The sequence below is a fragment of the Streptomyces sp. YIM S03343 genome, from assembly GCF_054729195.1.
Genome location: NZ_JBPUKX010000003.1, coordinates 267,905 through 286,811, shown reverse-complemented (window position 1 = coordinate 286,811; position 18,907 = coordinate 267,905). Strand labels below are relative to the sequence as shown.

Genomic DNA, 18,907 nt, shown 5'->3' with positions numbered 1-18,907 from the left:
GCCGGAGGTCACTGGTGCCAGGCCGACACCACCGAGACGGCCTGGCCGACGTTGAGCCGCGGGTCGCAGAAGCTCTGGTAGGACTCGCCGACCAGGTCGGCCGATCGCGCGTCGGGGACGCACTCCATGACGGCGTCGGGGGTGGTCTCCAGGTGCAGGCCGCCGGCGATGCCGCCGTGCTGGACGACCGCGTGGTGGAAGGCGGCGACCTCCCGCTCGGCGGCCTCCACATAACGGGTCTTGAAGCCGTCGGGGGTGGTGACGGTGTTGGCGTGCAGCGGGTCGGTGAGCCAGACGACCGGGTGACCGGCATCACGGACCGCCGCCACCAGGGGCGGCAGGGCGTCGGCCACCTTGCCGGCGCCCATGCGCGCGATAAGGGTCAGCCGCCCCGGCTCGCGCAGCGGGTCCAGCCGGTCACACAGTTCCAGCAGATCCGCGACGGTGGTGCTCGGGCCGACCTTGCAGGCCACCGGGTTGACCACCTCGGCGAGCAGCGCGACATGCGCGCCGTCGGGTCGGCGGGTGCGCTCCCCGATCCAGGGCCAGTGCGTCGAGCTCAGCAGCAGCCCGTCGTCGGTCCGCCGCAGCAGCGGGACCTCGTAGTCGAGCAGCAGTGCCTCGTGGCTGGTCCACACCGCCGGGTCGATGCGTCCGCACGGCAGGGTGCGGTGCCAGCCGAGGTGACGCATGATGTCGTCGGCCGCCATGTAGCCGGTCACCAGGCGCAGCGGGTCGGGCCGCCGGCCCTCCGGGGTGGGGCCGGGGTCGTTGACCATGTGCCCGCGGTAGACCGGCAGTTCGACGCCATCGATATGCTCGGTGGACTGCGAGCGCGGCTTGCCGAACTGTCCGGCTATGCGGCCCACCCTGATCACCGGTTTCCCGGTGATCAGCCGGAGCGATCCGGCCAGCAGGTCGAGTACGGCGGTCTTGCGGGCGACGTCCTGGGCGGTGCATTCGTCGGGGTTCTCCGCGCAGTCCCCGGCCTGCACCACCAGTGCCTCGCCCGCGGCCACCGCCGCCAGTTGGCGCCGTAGCAGGCTCACGTCGTCGGCGCGCACCAGCGCGGGCCGGCCCGACAGGTCGAAACGGATGCGCCGTACCTGGGCCGGATCCTCCCAGTCCGGTTGCTGGACCGCTATGTCGAGGTCGATGTCGATGTCGAGCAGGGCATTCTCCACTGATGTCTCCATACGGAAAGCGACGGCGACGCGGCACGGGGCCGCGATGTGCGGGCGGGTACGAAGGTTCGCGGTTCGCGAGGCCGCGCGGTGGGGTGCTGCGTATGTTGCTGCGCAGGTTGCGCGGAGGTTGCTGCGCAGGTGGGAGCCGCTTCACAGGCGCGGCTCCCACCTCGCCTCGTCCCAGAAGCGCAGCTGGGCGAGCTTGGGTGTGGCGACGACCGCGGCGGTGGCGGAGCCGCCCAGGACGAGGGTGCTGGGGGTGTCGGGTGCGTACGGCGGCCACGCGGGCAGCCCGGGGGCTGCCGGGCGGGATGTCCTGGCGAAGGCGGCCACCGCGTCGATGAACAGGTCGGACAGCGTCCGTTCGCTCCTGCCGTCACCGAAGACGCCGGCGAGCTGGGGCAGCCGGTGGGTGCCGAACAGGAACGGCGAGGTCGCCTCGTGCGGGGTGCCGAAGTGCGGTGGCAGCGCCGGGTGGGCGAACTCCATGGCGTAGAGCGCGGTGGTGCCCAGGCGGGCGTGGCGGTCGGCGAACCGGACGATCTGGTGCCGGAAGTAGGCGTCGCCCCAGATCTCCGTCCACAGCGACCGCGGGTCGGCGGGCAGTTCGTCCTCGCGCGCCGCCACCCGGTAGGCGTCGAGGCAGGCGCCCGTGAGGTCGTCGCCGGCGTCCGGCTCGGCCAGGCGCAGCACGTCGCGCACCGCCCGGCGGAGTGCCGCCTCGTCACGGGGGACGGGTGCGGGCTGCGGGGAGCCGGGGCCGGTGTAGAAGGAGCCCTCGGTACGGGTGTGCACGGACAGCACCGGCACGTCGGGCGTGGGCAGCAGATGGTCGTACGCGGGCATGGTGCGCCCGTCGGCGACGGGGCCGCGGTACCAGCGTCCGCTGGTGACGATCCGTTCCTCGGGCGGCGGAGCGAAGATCTCCTCCCAGGTCCCGGCGAGCGCGGCGGCGGGGACCTGGCGCAGGCCGGCGACGGTGGTGCCGAGGTGCCGGGCGACGGCCTCGAAGGCGGTGCGCGCGTCGTGCGGGGTGAGCGAGACCGCGGGCGCGGTGACATGGCTCGGGCTGATGGGGACGATACGGCGGATCAGGCCGCGCAGGTCCGGCAGCAGCGCGAGCTGCCAGGTGCTGGCGCCGCCCGCGGAGGTGCCGCACACGGTGATGTTGCCGGGATCCCCGCCGAACGCGGCGGCGTTGGCGTGCACCCAGTGCAGCAGGGCCTGCTGGTCCTGGAGGCCCCAGTTGGCGAAGTGGCCGGTCTCCGGGTCGGTGAGGTCCTCGTGCAGGCCGAACCCGAGGACGCCGAGCCGGTAGTTGAAGGTGACGACGACCATGTCGCCCCGCTCGGCCGGCCGGGCACCGTCGTAGACGGGCAGGCTGCCGCCGCCGGCCTGCCAGCCGCCGCCGTGGATGTACACGAGAACGGGCCGCCGTGCGCCGTCCGGGTCGGGCGTCCAGACGTTGGCGTACAGCGAGTCCTCGCTGCTGGGCGGTACCGGCCGGTTGGGCACCGCGCTCTGGAAGGAGACGTCGGTGAAGCGCACGGCGGGGCGGACACCGTGCCAGGGCACCGGCGGACGCGGTGAGGCGAAGCGCAGCGGGCCGACCGGGGCGGCGGCGTACGGGACGCCGCGGAAGACGGCCACGGCGCCGGTGCGCTCACCGGCCACCAGCCCGCCGGTTGTGCGCACCACGACCCGGGAACCGGACACGCCACGGGGGCCGACCGCGCCTCGGGGGCCCGACGCACCGCCGAAGCCCGGCGCGCCGCCGGGGCCGTACACGCCGCGGGAACCGGACACGCTGCGGGAACCGGGCGCGGCCGTGGTGAGGGCGGGCGCTCCCCGCCGGTCCGCGGCATGCGGCTGGCTGGCCATGTGAACTCCTCGCACACGTGGACGGTCTGGTCCGCCGATCGTGTGCCGGGAGTTCGGGGGGCGCCAAAGCACGCCCGGTCAATCCGTCAGCTCGGTGGCCGGATCGCTACCACAGCTGACGCAACGGCCGGTACGGCGGCTGACAGGCGCCGTACGGGCCCGTACACTCCGCGCCCCGGTGTTCAGGACGCCCTGGCCACCTCCGTCTGCCGCTCGGCCGCGCCGGTGAGCACCGCGATGGCGTGCGCCGCCGAGGCGAGGGTGGCGTGCCGGTGCCAGCCGCTGTAGGAGCGGCCCGAGAAGTCCCTGATGCCCACCCGCTCGGCGATCTCGGCGAAGTCCCGGTCGACGCGTTGGGTGAGCCGGCTGAGCCGCAGGAGCTGCGCGGGCTGCAGGTCGGTGATGTCGGTCAGCCACAGTTCGGCAGGCCAGCGCCCGCGGTTCTCGCCCACGCCGAGCAGCAGCAGGTCGCCGGACCGTCCGGCGCGCCGGACGGAACGCCGGGGCAGCCGGACCCGTACGGCGGCGGTCAGCGCGGTGTGCACGGCGGTGCCCGCCGGGCCCGGCCGACGCTGTATGACGGGCTGGCGCAGCGAGCGGGCCATGAGCATCAGCTGATGTGCCGTGGTCTCCAGTCCTGCCGTGGTGCGCGGCATGCCCGGGTCCACGGCGGACAGCGCCAGGTTGGCGCCGACACGCAGCAGCATCGGCGCGCCGCTGGCCTGCAGCCTGCGTACGGTACCGGCGACGTCGGCGTCACGGGCGTCCATGACCGCCGGACGCACCGGCAGTCCCCAGTCCCGGGTGATGTCGACGTAGGCCTCCACGCCCGCCTGGTCGAGGGTCTCGGGCAGCGTGGTCTCGGGAATCGCCGCCTGCCGGCGGCGGGTCTCGTCCTCCAGCCAGGTCTCGGACAGATGCAGTCGCCAGTTGACGGGTGTGCTGTGCTCCTCGGAGACCGCCCAGACGCCCACCGCCTGCTGGGCGTTCATGATCTGGCCGTGTCCCGGGCAGAAGCGGCGGTCCACGCCCACGGAGCTGTCGCCGGCCTTGGGGATCACCATCGGACGCAGTACGTAGGCGCGGGCCGGGGAGATCTCCTCCAGGTACAGGGCCAGGGCACGGCGGACCGGCTCCCAGGCCCAGGTCGAGCCGCTGATGAAGTGGTGCAGGCTCTGCTCGGCGGCCTCCCCTCCGAACAGCGAGGAGATGTTGCGGATGGACTTGCGTCCCTCGACGCCGAGCAGTCCCTGGACGTACTCCAGGCCCCTGCGCCGCTGGTCACTGCGCGGCAGGGACTTGAAGAGCACCGAGGCCAGCTCCTCCAGGACCTTCTCGTGCAGGTCCTTCTCGTGCAGGTCCTTCTCGTGCAGGTCCTTCTCGTGCAGGTCCTTCTCGTGCAGGTCCTTCTCGTGCAGGGCCTGCTGGTGCAGGGCCTGCTCGTGAAACACCGGCCGTGCCGGTTCCGGCCTCGGATAGGGCAACTCGTCGCCCCGTATGCGTGTGTCCGCCTTGGTCTGCATCCCCGTCCACCTCACTCGGTCGGCGGCCCCGGCGCTCTGGCCGCGACCTGCGTTCTGTGCGGTTGCCACCGGCCGGGCGCCGGTCCGATCACGCCCCTTGTCCGGTTGTGATGGCAGCCTCCGAGCAGGCGTCCAAGACAGAACCAAGGGGCGGGAAATGCGCAGGTCAGATCCGGTTCTACGAGGACGGCGACCATGCGCGGGAAGGCTGCGGACAGGAGCGGGGCAGTGGGTGGCGGGCGACGCCGGGCCGTACGAGGCGAGGGGCGTCGCGGGGAGGCGGGACCCGGCCTTCTGCGACTGCGACTGCGACTGCGGCCGCGGGGACGGGGACGGGGACGGAGCACCGGACGGGGACGTCGGGGCGGACGGAGGCCGGTCGGACGGCCCGACGGGCGTACCCGGTACGTGCGGCACCGCCACTGCGGAGCCGACGGCCAGGCACACCTGTGCCGAACACCTGCCACCGCCACCGCACCGGCCGCCGCCCCAGCCACCGTCGCGGTCGCTGTCACAGGCACCGGCACCGGCACCGCAGGGCGAAACGATGTGCTGACCACTCATCCTCGGCGCACGGTTGAGACCGTCGTCGGCCGGGGTGCGCCGCAGTGGCGGCAGACGGCCGGGGACGAGGTGCGGGCCGGCCGGCCGGTGTGCTCCTCCCCCGTACACGATGACGCGGAGGCTGAGCCGCCGACCCGCGGACGCTGTGCGCCGCACGGGACGGCGAGTTCGATGTCCAGTCCCGCCGGCACCATCAGCCAGCGGGCCGGTGGCGCCAGGTCTTCCTCGTCGCCCTTGTAGCGCATGGTGCCCCCTCGTCCTCGGGTCGTCCGGACGGCGTACGCCGCCGCCCGCGCCCAGCGTCCGCCCGCGCGGTCGAGAGCAGGCGAAGCACAGTCCAAGCCCCTGCCAGGGACATCCACCGCCCCACCGGCACGGACGGACTCCGGGGACTCCGGACACCGTCCGGGACCCGGCGGAGCCCCGGCCCGCCAGCCGGACGACCGGCGGCCGGTGGAAGGTCGGCAGCCGTTCCAGGCGGGGTGTCCGCGCACCACGGGGCGTCCTGTGCACCGTGGACCGGCCCGCCGCCGTAGGACGGGGCGGGTACGGAGTGCGCGGGCCGTCGGCGAAGCCGCGCACCCGGTCATGGGCGACCGTGGGCGCGCTTCGTGGCGGGCGGGGCGGCGGGGTGATGACTAACCCGCCACGGTCAGTACGCCCGCCACGGAGCGGCGGCCCGGGGTGTCCCTGCCGGGCAAGACGTGGAGTTCGGCGTCGTCGGGGGAAGGGAAGACCAGGCGGATCAGCTCCGGGACCCGGTACTCGACAGCGGTGTCGTCGGCGGCGGACTGCTGCAACGGCACCACCACGTGATGGTCCAGGAGCTGGCCGAGTACGGACTGCACGGACCAGGTGTCCCCGCCCAGCAGCCGCCGGGCCGTGGTGATGCCGAAGGAGTCGGGTCCGGCCGAGGCCAGCACGGACAGCGCCCGGTGCAGCGACTGCGGGAGCCGGGCGACCGCGCCGGACGCCCGCGCGAGCACGTCGCACGCCTCGTCGTGCAGTTCCGCCGCCAGGTGGCCCTCGTCGGTCAGGCCGCGGGCCAGGTCCGGCAGCGTCCACATCGGGCGCGCCGCGAACTTCTCGCCCACCGTGCGCAGCGTCAGCGGGAAGTTGCCCATCAGCGTGGTCACCCGCTCCAGCAGGTCACGGTCGGCCGCGAGGCGTTCCGCACCGGCCAGCCGGGTGAAGAAGGCGGCGGCGTCGGCGGGCGGCAGCGGGCCGAGCGACAGGCTCCGGGCGCCGGGCAGACCCGGCAGTCGGACCCGGGAGGTCACCAGGACGGTGCTGCGTCCGTCGGCGGGCAGCAGCGGCAGCACCTGGTCGGTGCTCGCGGCGTCGTCCAGGATGACCAGCAGCGACCGGCCGGAACTGACGGCACGGAACATCCCGGAGAGCTCGTCGGTGTCGTCGGGCAGCCCGCCCGGGTCCACCCCCAGGCCGCGCAGCAGGGTGCCCAGGGCAGCAGCGGTCTCCCGGGGACGGTTCTGGGCGTCGTGCAGGCGGGTGTACAGCGTCCCGTCCGGGAATCGGGCGGCCAGCCGGTGAGCGCTGTGCACGGCGAGCGCGGTCTTGCCCACGCCGGCCGGGCCCAGGACCGCCAGCACTCGGGGCCCGGCAGCGGGAGCATCCTGCCCCGGGCTGCCGGCCGCCTGTGTGCCGGTCGGTTGTGTGCCTGCCGCCTGTGTGCCGGCCGCCTGTGTGCCGGTCGGTCCGGCGAGTGTGGCGAGCCGCTCGACCTCCGCGACCCTGCCGATGAAGTCCGGTATGTCCAGCGGCAGTTGGCGAGGCGAGGCGGCGGCTGCGGCCTTGGCGACGTGGGGTTGCGGGACCGGGGACCCGAGGGGCGCCGGGGTCGGCGGGGCAACCGAGAGTGCGTAGGCCATGGCGTCGTCCGGCAGCACGGACGGCAGCGCGGAGGGCGCGGCAGCAGGCTGCGGCAGGGATTCGCTGAGGACGGCCTGCTGGAGTCTCTGCAGCCGCTCGGACGGCTCGATGCCCAGCTCGTCGACGAGCCGGCGACGCAGCCGGGTGAACGCCTCCAGGGCCGTGGCGCGCTGCCCGGAACGGTGGGCGGCGAGCATCAGGTGCGCGGTGAACTCCTCGTTGAGCGGATGGTCGGCGGTGAGCTGGAGGAGTTCCCCCACCAGACCGCGGTGGCGGCCCAGTTGCAGGTCCGCCGTGATCCGCAGCTCCAGGGCGCTGAGCCGGGCCTCGGCGATCGTCGCGATCTGGGCCGCCAGCATGGGCCCGGTCTCCAGACCGGCGAACGGCTCGCCCCGCCACAGCGCGAGCACCTCGCGCAGCAGGGCGGCCGCGGTGCGCGGGTCGCCCTCGCTGAGCGCGGTCCGCGCGCGGACGACCGTGTGCTCGAACTCCCACAGGTCCAGCTCGCCCGGCCGCAGATCGATCCGGTAACCGCCGGGCAGGGTGCGCACCCGGTCGTCGGCATCGGACGGGCACCTGAGCGCCTTGCGCATCTGGTAGACGTACGTCTGCACCGTCTTGCGGGCCAGGCGCGGCGGGTCGTCCTCCCAGAGTTCCTCGATGAGCGCCGAGGTGGACACCAGGCGGTTGGCGTTGAGCAGCAGCAGTGCCAGGGTGCGCTGTGCCATGGGCGCGGTGGGGGTGCGGTCCTCTGTCTGGGCATGGACTGTCTGGGCGTGAACTGTCTGGGCATGGACTGTCCGGGCGTGGACCTCGAGCGGTCCGAGCACCCCGATCCGCAGCGCGCCGTCCGGTGCGGTTGCGTTCATTGCGTTGTGCTCCTTCCCGTTCCGCACGTCGTGCGGCGGCCGTGACGGCCGGCGGTGAGGCGTGCGGGTTCTGGGGATCGAGAGTGCGGGGTGCGGGTCGTCGTGGCGCCGGTGGCGGTACCGCTGCGGGCGCCGGTGCCGGGGCGGCTCATAAGCCGCCCCGATCCCTGCGGTATTCGCTGGGGGTGGTGCCGTAGCGGTCGCGGAAGAGCCGGCTGAAGTGGGAGGCGCCGTACAGTCCGGAACGCTCCCCGACGAGCGCGACCGGCAGGTGGTCGAGGGACCGGTCGGCGAGTTCGGCGCGGCAGCGGGCCAGCCGCTCGTCGCGGATCCACCTGGCCGGGCTGCTGCCGTACTCCTGGAAGATCTTCTGCAGGTAGCGCAGCGAGACGTTGTGCTCGCGGGCGATGGTCATCGGGCTGAGTCCCGGTTCCGCCAGCCGCTGGCGGACGTAGGCCTGGATCTGCAGCATCAGCGCCTGCCGGGCGATCTGGGAGTCCTCGGCGACCTCACGCATGCGCTCGGCGAACAGCGCCGCGGTCAGCCCGGCGACGCTGCCGCCGAGCAGGTCCACCGCGGTCTCGACCTCGGTGCCGTGCCGGTCGAGCCCTTCGAGCAGCGCGGACAGCAGGGCGGCCAGGCCCTCGGTGCCGCTCCAGGGCCGGGCGGTCACCCGGTCGGCCTCGGCGGCGGTCAGGCCGACCAGCCGGTGGGGCACGGTGACGTCCACCAGCCGGAAGGTCTCGGGCATGATCACCTTGTAGGGGCGGGTGCTGTCGTAGCAGACGAGCTGCGGGGCGCGTACGGTGCCGTGCCGGCCGTCCTGGAAGACCCAGACCTCGCCGGTCAACGGCCGCAGGACGCGCAGGCAGCCCGCCGTGCGCGCGCCGATCAGCCGCGCGGGCCGGATCAGTTCACCGGGTCCGCCGCTGACCAGGGCCACCCGGAGCCCGCCGAGATGACGGGTCGTCGTGATCCCGCGAAGCGGCTCGTCGTGCTCCCTGACGATCTGCACTCCCCCGCGGACAGAGGGTGCGGGGCTGTCCACGAGCAGCGTTCCGGCGGGCTGGCATGCGTCGAGGCGTGGCACTGCGGTGACCTCCATCCGTGCGGGGGGACGAAGCGGCCGTCGGGTGGACGCCCCATCACCCCACCATGGAAACATACCCGCATGCTGGTATTGCCGTCCTATCGGAGAGTTCGATCGGGGAGGCCGGTTGTTCCGGGGGTCGGGTTGTGGAGCGAAAAGGTGGCGCGGCCCCGCAACCGGGCCGCGCCACCTCCCCGCCGGGGGCTCAGACGCCGACGTCGCCGGGGCAGCCGGCCCCCGTCAGGCGTCCGGCGGCGGCCGCGAGGGCGGCGGCCACGGAGCGGGCGACGGCCTGCTCCTGGCGGGCCGTGCGGGCCAGGGCGGCCCGCTCCGCGTCGGCGGTCAGCGTCCGGTAGCTCACACCGTGCCGGGGCAGCTCCTCCAGGACCCGCCAGGCCTGCCCGGGGTCCTGCCCGTCGCCGGGCCACACCGGCGGCACGACGACGGCGGCATCCCACAGCAGCCGGTGCGGGCGTGCCCCGAGCCGGGCGAGTGCGCGCCAGCGCGGACCCTGGTGCGTCTCCTCACGGATCCGGCGGGCCAGGTGGACGGTGGCGGCGGCCGGACCCCGGCCGGCCGGCCCGGTCCCCTGCCCGGCGTCCTCGTCCAGCGTGCCCACGGACAGTGACACGGCGGCCGGTACGGCGGCCAGGTCGTGCCCGGCGTCCGCGGCCTGCTCCCACCCGGTGAGCAGCGCGTCCGTCAGTCGCGCATAGTGCTCCAGGGAGACGACCGGTCCGGCGTGGACGCCGATGCCCTCGGCCAGGCACGCCGTGATCGCCGTCAGGCAGCCCGGTGCGGTGGCCGGGACACGGATCATCAGGTTGGGCCGGCCGACGGCGTCGTACAGGGCACGCGCTCCGGCCCGCAGGCCCCGCGGATCGTGCGCCAGCCGCACCGGCACGGCGGCGCAGACGTACCCGTACGCGCCCCCGGACGCCTCATGGCACTCCCGGAGCCGGTCGGCGGCCCTGCGTGCCGCGTGCACGACCAGCTCGCCCAGCGCGCCGCCGGTGGTCCGCCGGCAGCGGGCCAGGTCCCGCACATGACGGTCGTACGCCGGGTACGGCACGGGCATGCCCTCGGCGCCGTGCGCGGCGGCCGGGGTGTGCTGGTGCAGCAGTGTGCCGAGCGGTCCTCCGCAGGCCGCGTCCCGGCCCGGGGCACCGGCTGCCGCGGCTGCCGCGGTCCCGGGCACGTACAGTGCGGCGGCGTTCATCGCCCGGCTCCGCGGGCGGTGCGGGCGGCGCGGGCGGCACGGGCGGCACGGTCGGCACGGTCGGCACGGTCGGCACGGTCGGCACGGTCGGCGCGGGCGAGGCTGCCGCGAACAGCCGCGGCGACCCGTTCCGGTGTCAGACCGCTCTGCTCGTACAGCCTCCGGTAGGGGGCGCCGGGAGTGAACCGGTCGACGCCGACGGCCTCACCGACGCCGCCCAGCAGCGCGTACCAGCCCAACGTCATACCCGCCTCCACCGACACCCGGGCGACGACGGCGGAGGGCAGCACCGACTCCCGGTACTCCTCGTCCTGTTCGGCGAACCGCTCCGGGCAGGGCATCGACACCACCCTGGTGGGGGTGCCCTCGCCCTGGAGGATGCGGCGCGCCTCCAGGGCTACGGCGTCCTCGCCACCGGCGGCGACGAGGACGGCCTCGGGCGGTCCACCGGTGGCCTCGACCAGGACGTAGCCGCCCCGTGCGGCACCGTCGTCCGGTGCCGGGCCGTGTGCCGTGCCTTGTGCCGGGCCCTGTGCCGGGTCCTGTGCCGCTTCGGCGGTCGGGGTCCGGGCGGCGTCGACCGCACAGCGGTCCGCCCCGGTCCGCACCGGTCCTGTCGTCGGGGCTGCGCCGTGCTCGGTGAACGTTGCGGTCATCAGTTCTCCTCGGACGCGCCCACGCTTCAGCAGGCGACGTCGGTCAGCGGTCGGGGCTCGGCCTGTAACCGGCCGCACTTGAGAAGGGCGACGGCGTGGGCGGCGGAGGCGAGCGTGAGGTGTCGGTGCCAGCCGGCGAAGGTGTGCCCCTCGAAGTCGTACAGACCGACCCGGCGACCGGTGCCGGTCACGTCCCGGGCCACGCGGGCGGGGACGGCGGCCAGCCGCGCCAGCTCCGCCGCGGGGGCTGCGACGAGGTCGGTGAGCCAGAAGGCGGCGTCCTGGCGGGCGTGGGGGTCCTTCTGCACCAGCAGGACCTGCCGGTGCGGCGGACCGGGCGGCGCGTCGGCCGCCCGGCAGGACAGCCGGGCCACCTCCCGCACGCCTGCCGCCGATCCTGGGGCGGGAACACGGCTCCACCGGCCTGCGGGCTGCCCGGCCGCCAACTGCCGGGCGGTGGCGAGGGATCCGGCCGGGCGGCCGTCGGCGGTGAGGGCGGTCAGCAGCTGGGAGGCACTGACGCGCAGCAGGTACGGGATTCCGGCCGCCGCGAGCCGTCCGGTGACCCGGCCCGCCCCGGTGTGCCGGACGTCCAGCAGGACCGGTGGCTGGTCCCGCCCGGTGTCCGGAACAGTCTCCAGGACCAGGGCGAGGCCGGCTTCCGCCTCGCTGACGGCGACGGTGTCCCCGGGGATGCCGGCCTGCCGGCGCAGACAGGGGTCGTCGAGCCAGCGGGTGGTCAGCCGCAGATGCCAGTCGACGGGGTAGCCGCCCTGCGTGGTGGCCGCCCACAGACCCACGGCTCGCTGTGCCCTGACGGACCGTCCGGTACGCGGATCGGCGAAGTGGTCGGTTCCGACGCCGGTGCGGCCGGCGCGCGGAGTGGTGGCGGTGAGCACCACCCAGGCCGCGGGGGGTGCGAGACGGACCATGTGCCCGGCCAGGGCCGCCCGCAGCGGGCGCCAGGGCCAGGTCGAGCCGCTGACCAGGTGGTGCAGCCGCTGCGCGTCGGCGGGCGAGCCGGTGCGGGAGGCAATGTTGCGGATGCTCTTACGGCCGGTGGCGGCGAGCAGCCCCCGGATGTACAGCTCCCCGCTGCGCCGCTGGTCCCGCCGGGGCAGCCGCCCCAGCACCAGCCCCAGGAGCTCGTCGGCCGCCCCGCCGGCCACCTCGCCGCCCGCCCCGTCCTCCCCGCCCGGGGCGGGCGGGGCCGCGGCCAGGGACCGCGCGCGGACCGGGACGAGGGCGGGGGCCGGGGCGGGGGAGGCCGGAACCACAGAACCCGGGGCGGCCGAGGCCGGGCCGGCGGGCCGCGCTCCCGGCGAGGCAGCAGGGTTCATGAGGCGACCCGGATGTAGGCGGCGTGCAGCAGGGCCGGATCGGGGTTCTCCAGGAAGCCGGGGCGGCCCGGGGCGTGCAGGGCGACGAAGCGCAGCCGCCTGGCCGGGGTCTCGCCCTCCGTGCTCAGTGCGGCGTTCAGCCGTTCCCAGGCGTGCCGCGGATGGGAGGTCGGCAGTCCGAGCGAGCGCAGCACATGGCGGTGCCGTGCCACGTGGTGGTCCGCCAGCCACCCGGCCTCGCGTGCGAGTTCGGCGGCGTACACCATGCCGATGGAAACGGCGTGGCCGTGCCGGACGCGGTAGCCCTCGGTGTGTTCCAGGGCGTGGCCGAGGGTGTGGCCGTAGCCGAGGAACGCGCGGGCCCCGGGGCCGTTCGCGTCGGCGGCGAGGCCGGCTCTGAGCCGTATCGAACGCTCGATGAGATCCCGGGTCAGGTCGCTCTCCGGGTCGGTGGCCGCCCGCGGGTCGGCCTCGATCAGGTCCAGTACGGCAGGGTCGGCGACCAGCGCGGTCTTGACGACCTCGGCCAGGCCGCCCGCGTGGTCGGCATGCGGCACCGTACGCAGCAGGTCGAGGTCGCACACGACACCGGCGGGTTCGTGGCGGGTGCCGACGAGATTCTTGCCCTGGGGGATGTTCAGTGCGCCGCGGCCGCCGTCCGCGGCGCCGATCATGCCGAGCAGGGTGGAGGGCGCCAGGACCAGGGGGGTCCCGCCCTGCCAGGTGGCCGCGAGGACGCCGGCCAGGTCGGCGGTCGCGCCGCCGCCGAGGGCGACGACGGCGTCGGAGCGGGTCAGGCCCTCCTGTGCCAGGCACGTCCACAGGTAGACGAGGACACCCGCGTCCTTGGCGTTCTCGCCGGCGGGCACCGTCAGCGGCACCACCTGGCGTCCGTGGCGCCGGAGTTCACCGGTGACGTGCTGGGCCGCGGGCGCCAGCGCGGGCGGGTGGACCAGCGCCACCTTCCGGGTGTGCTCGCCCAGCAGGCGGTCGACGTGCCCGGCCAGACCGTGGCCGACGACCACCGGATACGGCGCCGGGCCGGTCTCCTGCGAGACAGCGAGCGCGGTCGGAGCAGCCCGGGCAGCCGGGGCGACTGGGACAGCCGGAGCAGCCGGAGCAGCCGGGGCGGTCACCGGGCGGGCGGAGGATGAAAGAGTCATGAAGCGCCTCATTTGACGGCCAGATGGGTGAGGTAGCTGCGGTGGTTGCGGGCCGTCTCGGCCACGCTGTCCCCGCCGAACTTCTCCAGCGCCGCGTCCGCGACGACCAGCGCGGTGACGGCCTGCGCGACCACGGCCGCGGCGGGCACCGCGCACACGTCGGAGCGCTGGTGGTGGGCGACGGCGCGCTCGCCGCTGACCACGTCCACGGTGGCCAGCGGCCGGGGCACGGTGGCGATCGGTTTCATCGCCGCGCGCACCCGCAGCACCTCGCCCGTCGAGATGCCGCCCTCGATCCCGCCGGAGCGACCGGTGGCGCGGCGCACCCCCTCCGCGCCGGGAACGATCTCGTCGTGCGCCCGGGAACCGGGCACGTCGGCCAGGGCGAAACCGTCGCCCACCTCCACGCCCTTGATGGCCTGGACGCCCATGAGCGCACCGGCCATGCGGGCGTCCAGCCGGCGGTCCCAGTGCACATGGGAGCCGAGGCCCGGCGGCATGCCGTGCACCAGGACCTCCACGATCCCCCCGAGGGTGTCCCCCGCGCGGTGCGCGCGATCGATCTCGGCGACCATGGCGGCCGAGGCCTCGGGGTCGAAGCAGCGCACCGGGTCCGCGTCGAGCCGCGCGGTGTCGTCGGGCCCGGGCAGCTCGGTGCCGGCCGAACGGTGTCCCCCGAGGGCGACGACGTGGCTGACCACCCCGATTCCGTACGCCTGCCGGAGGAACGACTCGGCCAGGCTCCCTACGGCGACCCGCGCGGCGGTCTCCCGGGCGCTGGCCCGCTCCAGCACCGGCCGGGCGTCGTCGAATCCGTACTTCTGCATGCCGGCCAGGTCGGCGTGGCCCGGACGGGGCCGGGTCAGCGGCGCGTTGCGGGCCTGGCCGACGAGTGCCTCGGCGGGTACGGGGTCGCCGGCCATCACGGTCTGCCACTTGGGCCATTCGGTGTTGGCGACGCGGACGGCGACCGGGCTGCCGAGGGTGCGGCCGTGGCGCACTCCGCCGACGAAGGCCACCTCGTCACGTTCGAACGTCATCCGGGCGCCCCGGCCGTGCCCCAGGCGGCGGCGTGCGAGGGCGTCGGCGACTTCGCCGGTGGAGGTGCGCACACCGGCGGGCAGCCCCTCCAGCACGGCGATCAGGGCCGGTCCGTGCGACTCACCGGCGGTGAGCCATCGCAGAGTGGACAATGTGCTTCCTTCGTCGGGGTTCGGGTGGGCGGCCGGTGCGGCCGGACCGGAACCGGGCGGGGGGCGGGGCATGTGTGCCGGGTGTGCCGGGTGTGCTGGCAATGCCTGCTATTCCTCGAGCAGTTCGGGCTGCTCCGCGACGATCTCGTCCCACAGCAGCCGGAAGCTGAAGTGACCGAGCTGTTCGTCGCCGAATCCGTCGCGGGCGGCGAGCGCCTGCCCGTGGGTGAGGGTCTGCGGGGTGCCGGCTGCCTGGGCCAGCAACTGGACCCGGGCGCAGCTGTCGTAGGTGAAGAACCAGTGCACCGCCTCGTCCAGGGAGCCGCCCACGGTGATCAGCCCGTGGTGGCGCAGCAGGACGGCCCGGTTGTCGCCGAGCCGTTGCGCGATGTCGCGGCCCTGGGCGACGGAGACGGAGGGTCCCTCGTAGTCGCCGTAGAGCACCTGGCGGCCGTAGAAGGCAGCGGATTCCTGGTCGATGGGTTCCAGCACACGGCCGAGGGCGCCCAATGCCCGGGAATGGGGGGTGTGTCCGTGGGCGGCGGCCGTGACGTCCGGGTGCAGCGCGTGGATCTGGGAGTGGATGACGAACGCGCTGGGGTTGACGGGGTGGTGGCCGCTGACCACCTGCCCGTCCGCGTCCACGCAGATCAGGTCGGCGACCCGGACCTGTCTGAAGGAGATGCCGAACGGGTTGACCCAGAAGCGGTCCTCGTGTGCGGGATCGCGCACCGATATGTGGCCGGAGATCCCCTCGCCGAACCCGTACTTGCCGAACAGCCGCACGGCTGCGGCCAGTCGCTGTTTGCGGTGCCGGCGGGCCTCCTCGTGCGTGGCGAACCGGGGTTCGGCGGGGATGGGCAGGCCGGTGGCTGTGTCGGACAGATGGGACGGACGGTGCTCGCTGACGGTCGTGGTCATCGGAGAACGTTTCCTTCCTGGTGCCGTGCCGTGTTCCTGGTGCCGGGTCTGGTCCGGGTCCCGGTTCGGTCCGGGTCCCGGTTCGGTCCGGGTCCCGGTTCGGTCCGGGTCCCGGTTCGGTCCGGGTCCCGGTTCGGTTCCGGGTCCCGGTTCGGTTCCGGTCCGGTCCGGTCCGGTCAGACCGTGGTCGGCCGGGCCCCGCTGAGAACGGTGGTCGCGGTGGCGGAGTGGTCGCGGATCGCCGTGACGATGTCCTGGCTCCGGTCGACCAGCGAGGGGATACCGAAGGTGAAGAACAGGGCGCCGGCGGCGATGGTGCCCAGCCCGTAGAGGCGCGGGTCGGGCCGGTCGCCGCGGGTCAGGCGGCTGGTGGCCCGGGCCAGCTGCAGTCCGCCGTGCGGATGGCGGCCGGCGGCGCGCGCCTCGACCAGCGAGGTCACCAGGGACAGGGCACCGGTGGGAATGCGCGCCCGGGAGGAGTGGACGGCGTTGATCACTTTCGTGGCGCGGAACTCGGTTCCGTCGGCCGCGAGGACGTCGAATCCGCCCTCCTCGGCCGGCACGACGCCGAGCAGCCCGGAGACCGTCCTCAGCTGCCCCGCCTCGGCCAGGTCCAGCAGCACCGCCGCGCTGCCGGGCGGCATCGGGCAGCACAGGCTCATGACGGTGCGGTAGTGCGCGTGCAGGATGTGGAGCCGGTCCTGCTCGCGCAGCACGGGCCACAGGTCGGGGCCGGTCTCCGGTACGGCGCGCTGCAGGATGCGCAGCCCCAGGTTCGAGGAGTCCACCTCGCCGATCTGCCGACGCAGCCGGTTCACCGGGTCCTCCAGGTCGACCCGGTCGATCTCGCGGACGACGGTGCGGAGATCGGCCCCCGCTTCGTGAAGCTCCGCCCGCAGCACCGCGGCGACGTCCCCGAGGGTCAACTCCCGCCGCACCGCGGCCTCGTGGCGCACCCGCTCGGGCGTCAGATGCCGCAGCCGGAAGCGGGCGGGCCGCTGCCGCACACCCGGCAGCACGCCACGCCGCGACAACAGGCTGATGGGGCCGCGGTGCCCGCGGGCCGCGAGCGAGAGCACGATGTCGACGGCGGTCAGGCCGCTGCCGATCACCGCCACGTGCTCGTCGGCGCCGATCCGCCGCAGCGAACGGGAGACCGGGTAGGGGTCGGCTACGAAACCGGGGACGCCGCGGAGCCCGTAGACGTCCGTGGGGCCGTCACCGCCGACGCACAGGACCACGTAGTCGAAGGCGCGTGCCGGTCCGCCACCCGTGCCGAGCAGCACCCGGCGGGACTCCCTGACGGCCTCGGTGACAGCACTCGGGACGGTCTCGACCCGCCAGCCGCCGCGCCGCAGGGTGTCCACGGCGGTGTCGGCGGATTCCTCCAGGTACTCCCCGTAGATCTGGCGGGGCGGGAAGCGGGTGCCCGAGAAGCGGTCGACGTCTTGGGCGGTACCGGTGGTATCTGTGGTGCGGTCGCGACCGGCCAGCCAGCGTGCGAAGTGGCCGGGGTCCCCTGCGCGGACGGACATGTCGTCGGGGGGCGCGTTCACCCGCACTGTGTCGCTGTCCGCCTGGTACGCCCTGCCCCGCCACAGGTGCCGCGACGGCTCGAACACGGTGAGGCTGCCCGGGCCGGCCTCGCTGCGGGCCAGCGCGTCGATCAGGCAGACGGCGGCCGCGCCGCCACCGACGACGCCGATCGATATTCCTGGGGGCATGTGTCAGTCACCAATCGGCCTCGGGGTGCCGTGCGGATGCGCTCGACGCGAGTGACTGTAGGTAGTGGTCTGGCTGCTCAATTGCCGTGCAGCGCACCGGCCTTGGCGGAATCACGCGCACCGGTTCTTTCACGGCGGCGTCGCTGCGCGCGGTTTCTCCGGCAACAGGAAAGCGGCCGGTCCTGAGGGATCGGCCGCGTTGCGGGGAGGGATGCGAGGTCGCGGGCCTCGCGTGGTGGGGCTTCGGGCCGCCGCCGTGGGGGCAGTGGCCGGGGGTTGTGGGGGCACCCGGCGCTGGGGGCTGTGCCCACCCGTTCCTCCCCCAAGTTCTTCGAGCAGGGGGGACCCCCATGCGGAACGATTGCCCACAGCGGTCGCCGGTCGCCGGCGTGAAAGGTCTTAGAGCACGGCGCGCCCGACGGGGCGATGGCGGGGTCGGCCGTGCAGTCCGGGGAGCTGCTGTGCGGCGCGGACCTCGCGGTGGGCCGTCTCGGCGATCGCGATGATGCGTTCGGCGTGCGGCAGCAGTATCACCCCCGCCTCGGTGAGCGCCAGTTGACGGCGGCTGCGGTCGAACAGCTCGGTGCCGACGGACTCTTCGAGGCCCTTGATCTGGGCCGTCACGGTCGACTGGGCGTAGTGCAGGTTCCGTGCCGCCCGCGTGAAGCTCAGCTCCGCCGCCACCTCGCGGAATGCACGTAAGTGCTGAAACTGCATGACACGGCTCCCTTCCCCGGTCACGTTCCCCGACAGCACATAACATACCAGCCCGGCTGTATTCTTTCGAGGCTCAGGCGGGGCACGTTCAGGATGCGGGTCCGCCGCCGGCCCGTCCCATGTCCTGCGGCGGACTCGTTCACTCGACGGGTTGCTGTTGCTGTTGCTGCTGCTGTTGCTGTGCCTCCTGTCTCACCCGGTCGACCCTGGCCATGAGCCGCTTGCCCCGGTCGGGGCTTATGTCGAGCTCCGCCAATGTCTCCGGAGTCGCGACCGACCGGGCGAGGCAGCGGTAGAGGACGGCGATCCGCTGCTCCAGATCACTGCGGTCGCTCATCACCTCCGACATCAGCTGCACCCCGCTGAAGGCGCCGACGATCATCTGCGCGATGTCGGACACGTCCACGCCCGGCAGCAGTTCCCCGCGCCCCTCGGCCTCCGTGAGGATCTCCGTGTGCGCGTCTATCCACGCCTGGTACGGCACGCGGCGGTCGATCTCGTGCACCTGGTCCACCGCGAGCCGGATACTGCCCTGCAGCATCCGGTCGAAGGTGAGCCGATGAGCCACCAGCAGCCCGAAGTCGAGGGCTTCCTGGAGCTTGATGGGATGATCGGCCGGAGGCATGTCCAGATAACTGATCTGACCACTCACCTGCTCGTCCAGTACGGCCTGGGCCAGCTCCACCTTCGAGGGGAAGTGGAAGTAGAAGGCTCCCTTCGTGACTCCGCACCTGCTGTAGACGTCGAAGATCGTGGCCCCCGCGTAGCCGTGTTCCGCAAAGACCTCTCCGGCCGCTTCCAAGATCGCTTTCCTGGTCCTGAGCGCACGCTCCTGTCGTGCCACGAGGCCTCCCATCTGTTCCCGGCCGCCCTTGGAGGGGCGGCAACCGTGTCCTTGTGCCGGTTCGTCTTTCTCCATTGAAAAACAAACCCGCATGCCTGTACCTTACCGACCGCGGGGGGGATTCAG

General features: G+C 73.9%; 15 protein-coding genes. All 15 read right to left on the bottom strand.

The genetic code is table 11. The features are described from left to right. Positions 1-8: 8 nt before the first annotated feature. Complete coding sequence (locus ACSYGN_RS41425) at positions 9-1,184, bottom strand: 3-deoxy-7-phosphoheptulonate synthase (RefSeq protein WP_460406176.1); 1,176 nt, start codon at positions 1,182-1,184, stop codon at positions 9-11. Between the two features lie 153 nt (positions 1,185-1,337). Continuing rightward, positions 1,338-3,068 carry a carboxylesterase/lipase family protein gene (locus ACSYGN_RS41420; protein ID WP_460406174.1) on the bottom strand — a complete coding sequence of 577 codons (1,731 nt, stop codon included), beginning with the start codon at positions 3,066-3,068 and terminating at the stop codon, positions 1,338-1,340. Positions 3,069-3,250: 182 nt separating this feature from the next. Then, positions 3,251-4,456 (bottom strand): IS701 family transposase, encoded by a 1,206-nt coding sequence (locus ACSYGN_RS41415; RefSeq protein WP_460406248.1) that lies wholly within the window; start codon positions 4,454-4,456, stop codon positions 3,251-3,253. Positions 4,457-5,151: 695 nt separating this feature from the next. Beyond that, on the bottom strand, positions 5,152-5,400 hold the full coding sequence (locus tag ACSYGN_RS41410) for a hypothetical protein (RefSeq protein ID WP_460406172.1): 249 nt from the start codon (positions 5,398-5,400) through the stop codon (positions 5,152-5,154). Positions 5,401-5,793: 393 nt separating this feature from the next. Further along, entirely contained in the window at positions 5,794-7,914 is a 2,121-nt protein-coding gene (locus ACSYGN_RS41405; protein WP_460406170.1) for an AfsR/SARP family transcriptional regulator, read from the bottom strand. 148 nt (positions 7,915-8,062) lie between these two features. Continuing rightward, on the bottom strand, positions 8,063-9,019 hold the full coding sequence (locus ACSYGN_RS41400; RefSeq protein ID WP_460406168.1) for a helix-turn-helix domain-containing protein: 957 nt from the start codon (positions 9,017-9,019) through the stop codon (positions 8,063-8,065). A 190-nt stretch (positions 9,020-9,209) separates the two neighbouring features. After that, on the bottom strand, positions 9,210-10,223 hold the full coding sequence (locus tag ACSYGN_RS41395) for a transaldolase family protein (protein ID WP_460406166.1): 1,014 nt from the start codon (positions 10,221-10,223) through the stop codon (positions 9,210-9,212). Then, complete coding sequence (locus tag ACSYGN_RS41390; RefSeq protein WP_460406164.1) at positions 10,220-10,879, bottom strand: transketolase-like TK C-terminal-containing protein; 660 nt, start codon at positions 10,877-10,879, stop codon at positions 10,220-10,222. The genes ACSYGN_RS41395 and ACSYGN_RS41390 overlap by 4 nt, the downstream gene beginning before the upstream one ends. 26 nt (positions 10,880-10,905) lie before the next feature. Further along, the gene (locus ACSYGN_RS41385) at positions 10,906-12,219 is read right to left on the bottom strand and encodes an IS701 family transposase (protein WP_460406162.1); all 1,314 of its coding nucleotides are present in this window, start codon (positions 12,217-12,219) and stop codon (positions 10,906-10,908) included. Further along, positions 12,216-13,382 carry a 3-dehydroquinate synthase family protein gene (locus ACSYGN_RS41380; protein WP_460406160.1) on the bottom strand — a complete coding sequence of 389 codons (1,167 nt, stop codon included), beginning with the start codon at positions 13,380-13,382 and terminating at the stop codon, positions 12,216-12,218. Before ACSYGN_RS41380 ends, ACSYGN_RS41385 begins: the two co-directional genes overlap by 4 nt. A gap of 8 nt (positions 13,383-13,390) precedes the next feature. Next, positions 13,391-14,575, bottom strand: coding sequence for a chorismate synthase (gene aroC / locus ACSYGN_RS41375; protein WP_460406158.1), 1,185 nt, complete (start codon positions 14,573-14,575; stop codon positions 13,391-13,393). A gap of 108 nt (positions 14,576-14,683) precedes the next feature. Then, a complete protein-coding gene (locus tag ACSYGN_RS41370; protein ID WP_460406156.1) occupies positions 14,684-15,496 on the bottom strand; it encodes a class II aldolase/adducin family protein in 813 nt (270 codons plus the stop codon). A gap of 176 nt (positions 15,497-15,672) precedes the next feature. Then, positions 15,673-17,220, bottom strand: coding sequence for an FAD/NAD(P)-binding protein (locus tag ACSYGN_RS41365; protein WP_460406154.1), 1,548 nt, complete (start codon positions 17,218-17,220; stop codon positions 15,673-15,675). A gap of 399 nt (positions 17,221-17,619) precedes the next feature. Then, a complete protein-coding gene (locus ACSYGN_RS41360; protein ID WP_460406152.1) occupies positions 17,620-17,937 on the bottom strand; it encodes a LysR family transcriptional regulator in 318 nt (105 codons plus the stop codon). A 139-nt stretch (positions 17,938-18,076) separates the two neighbouring features. After that, the gene (locus ACSYGN_RS41355) at positions 18,077-18,739 is read right to left on the bottom strand and encodes a ScbR family autoregulator-binding transcription factor (RefSeq protein ID WP_460406150.1); all 663 of its coding nucleotides are present in this window, start codon (positions 18,737-18,739) and stop codon (positions 18,077-18,079) included. Positions 18,740-18,907 lie beyond the last annotated feature (168 nt).

Excerpts from the sequence above, each read along its gene's own strand:
- ACSYGN_RS41420 (WP_460406174.1), bottom strand. The coding sequence starts at position 3,068 with ATGGCCAGCCAGCCGCATGCCGCGGACCGGCGGGGAGCGCCCGCCCTC.
- ACSYGN_RS41410 (WP_460406172.1), bottom strand. The coding sequence starts at position 5,400 with ATGCGCTACAAGGGCGACGAGGAAGACCTGGCGCCACCGGCCCGCTGG.
- ACSYGN_RS41405 (WP_460406170.1), bottom strand. The coding sequence starts at position 7,914 with ATGAACGCAACCGCACCGGACGGCGCGCTGCGGATCGGGGTGCTCGGA.
- ACSYGN_RS41400 (WP_460406168.1), bottom strand. The coding sequence starts at position 9,019 with ATGGAGGTCACCGCAGTGCCACGCCTCGACGCATGCCAGCCCGCCGGA.
- ACSYGN_RS41395 (WP_460406166.1), bottom strand. The coding sequence starts at position 10,223 with ATGAACGCCGCCGCACTGTACGTGCCCGGGACCGCGGCAGCCGCGGCA.
- ACSYGN_RS41390 (WP_460406164.1), bottom strand. The coding sequence starts at position 10,879 with ATGACCGCAACGTTCACCGAGCACGGCGCAGCCCCGACGACAGGACCG.
- ACSYGN_RS41385 (WP_460406162.1), bottom strand. The coding sequence starts at position 12,219 with ATGAACCCTGCTGCCTCGCCGGGAGCGCGGCCCGCCGGCCCGGCCTCG.
- ACSYGN_RS41380 (WP_460406160.1), bottom strand. The coding sequence starts at position 13,382 with ATGACTCTTTCATCCTCCGCCCGCCCGGTGACCGCCCCGGCTGCTCCG.
- ACSYGN_RS41370 (WP_460406156.1), bottom strand. The coding sequence starts at position 15,496 with ATGACCACGACCGTCAGCGAGCACCGTCCGTCCCATCTGTCCGACACA.
- ACSYGN_RS41365 (WP_460406154.1), bottom strand. The coding sequence starts at position 17,220 with ATGCCCCCAGGAATATCGATCGGCGTCGTCGGTGGCGGCGCGGCCGCC.
- ACSYGN_RS41360 (WP_460406152.1), bottom strand. The coding sequence starts at position 17,937 with ATGCAGTTTCAGCACTTACGTGCATTCCGCGAGGTGGCGGCGGAGCTG.